We start from the raw sequence: 2,340 nt of genomic DNA, 5'->3' as shown, positions 1-2,340 counted from the left end.
ACTTGTGCGCGGTCCGCGACGGCTGCTCACGCCGGGTCCTCGGCTGGGCGATCACCGATCATCTGCGTGCCGACCTGGTCGATCAGGCGTTGACCATGGCGTTCGTGCTCCGTGGCCAGCTCCCCGCACAGGTGGTCTTCCACGCCGACAGGGGATGTCAAGGCGGATTCAACCGGTGGTCGCAACACCTCGACTTCGGAGGTGTTCTGGGATGGCGACGGCGGACTGGAGTAGGAAGACTGGAGATGCGCCGGAGGGGCTTCGCCGGCAGTGGCGTGCTGATCGGGCGCTGAGGCCGGCGATGCGCTCGCCCGGGCGCCCTGATCCGTCGCGAGTGGTGCAGCGGCAGTTCTGGCGTCTGATCGCTACGGGCGTCACGACGGCGGAGGCGTCACTGGCGGTCGGCGTGTCGTGGCCGGTCGGGGCTCGCTGGTTTCGGCACGCTGGCGGAATGCCGCCGATCTCGCTGGCCGAACCGACGGGCCGCTTTCTGACCTTCGAGGAGCGTGAGGAGATCGCGATCCTGCGCGCTAAGAACATGGGCGTGCGGGAGATCGCTCGCGCGATTAACCGTGATCCTTCGACGATCTCGCGCGAGCTGCGCCGCAACGCGGCCACCCGCGGCGGGCAGCAGGAGTATCGGGCCACGGTCGCGCAGTGGAAGGCGCAGCAGGCCGCGAAGCGCCCGAAGGTCGCCAAACTCGCGACCAACGACAGGCTGCGCGAGTACGTGCAGGAGCGCCTGGCCGGCACCGTGCGCCGTCTCGACGGCACGGTGGTCTCCGGCCCGACACCTCCATCGTGGAAGGGCTTGAACAAGCCGCACCGCGCCGACCGTCGGTGGGCGACAGCGTGGAGCCCGGAGCAGATCGCGCATCGGTTGACGGTCGACTTCCCAGATGATGAGTCCATGCGCATCAGCCATGAGGCGATCTACCAGTCGCTGTTCATCGAGGGCCGCGGTGCGCTCAAACGGGAGTTGGTCGCGTGCCTGCGCACCGGGAGGGCGTTGCGCGAGCCGCGTGCGAGGTCGCGGAACAAGCCGCAAGGCCATGTCACCGCCGATGTCGTGATCAGTCAGCGCCCTGCCGAAGCCGACGATCGGGCCGTGCCCGGGCACTGGGAAGGCGATTTGATCATCGGCACCGGCCGGTCCGCGATCGGCACGATCGTGGAGCGCTCGAGCCGATCAACCCTGCTGGTCCATCTGCCGAGGCTCGAGGGTTGGGGTGAGCAGCCGGTCGTGAAGAACGGGCCCGCCCTGGGCGGTTACGGTGCCGAGGCGATGAGCACCGCACTGACGGCGTCGATGACGCGGCTGCCTGAACAGTTGCGCAAGACGCTGACCTGGGATCGCGGCAAAGAGCTGTCCGCGCACGCACAGTTCGCGTTGGAGACCAGCACGAAGGTGTTCTTCGCCGACCCGCACTCGCCTTGGCAGCGCCCGACGAACGAGAACACCAACGGGCTGCTGCGGCAGTACTTACCTAAGGGCACGGACCTGTCACGATGGTCGGCCGAGGACCTCGAAGCGATCGCACTAACACTCAACAACCGCCCCCGAAAAGTCCTTGGCTGGAAGACCCCGGCGGAGGTGTTCGCCGAGCAGCTACGCTCGACCCAAGAGACCGGTGTTGCGTCGACTGGTTGAACTCGCCCAATACACGTCTCGGCAATACGCCACCCTCGCCGACGACTGCATCGGCGAGATCCGGCTCGGGGAGCTGACAACGCCACTCGTCGACAAGGTCATCGGGAAGATCAAGCAGGACGTGGGCCCACCAACGGCGAAGAGCTGCCGCAGCGTTATCTCGAGTGTGATGAACCTGGCCGTCCGGTACGGCGCAGTCATGATCAATCCGATCCGGGAGGTCGAACGCATTGAGGTCAGGGTCAAGAAGACACCTCGTGCCCTGTCCGAGCTCGAGATCGCCGACTGGTTGCGTCAGCTGTCCGCCGACGACACAGCCCGGCGGCGGGATTTGCCCGATCTCACGCTCTTCATGATCGCGACGGGCGTCCGTATAGGCGAAGCCCTGGCCGTGGTGTGGGACCAGGTCGACCTCGTCGGTGGCGAGGTCGAGATCACCCACACCATCATCAGGGTCAAGGGCCAGGGTCTGTTGCGTAAGCCGACGAAGTCATCGGCGGGGGAGCGGGTCCTCGGCTACCCCTCACTGTTCTGGCGGTGCTCCGACGTCGGTTCGCCGCGAGCGGCCGGCTCGACTTGCCGGTCTTCCCTGACTCCCTCGGGGGCTTCCGCAATCCGGCGAACACCCGCCGCGGGATCCGCGATGCCCGAGGAGAAGAAGCGCTCGCCTGGATCACCTCACACAACTT

General features: G+C 66.7%; 1 protein-coding gene and 2 pseudogenes. All 3 read left to right on the top strand.

Annotated features, from left to right (window positions below; all coding sequences use genetic code 11):
• A pseudogene (locus VFX99_RS01880) lies at positions 1-161 on the top strand (IS3 family transposase); the annotation flags it as partial.
• A 50-nt stretch (positions 162-211) separates the two neighbouring features.
• Positions 212-1,651 (top strand): IS30 family transposase, encoded by a 1,440-nt coding sequence (locus tag VFX99_RS01875; RefSeq protein WP_422656680.1) that lies wholly within the window; start codon positions 212-214, stop codon positions 1,649-1,651.
• Positions 1,635-2,340, top strand: a pseudogene (locus VFX99_RS01870) (hypothetical protein); the annotation flags it as partial. The gene VFX99_RS01875 and the pseudogene VFX99_RS01870, both read left to right, overlap by 17 nt.

It is taken from the genome of Microbacterium sp. (genome assembly GCF_036277215.1).
Classification (GTDB): domain Bacteria; phylum Actinomycetota; class Actinomycetes; order Actinomycetales; family Microbacteriaceae; genus Microbacterium.
This window is presented reverse-complemented; position numbering and strand designations above follow the sequence as displayed.

Coding starts and splice junctions, on each gene's coding strand:
- VFX99_RS01875 (WP_422656680.1), top strand. CDS start 212: ATGGCGACGGCGGACTGGAGTAGGAAGACTGGAGATGCGCCGGAGGGG.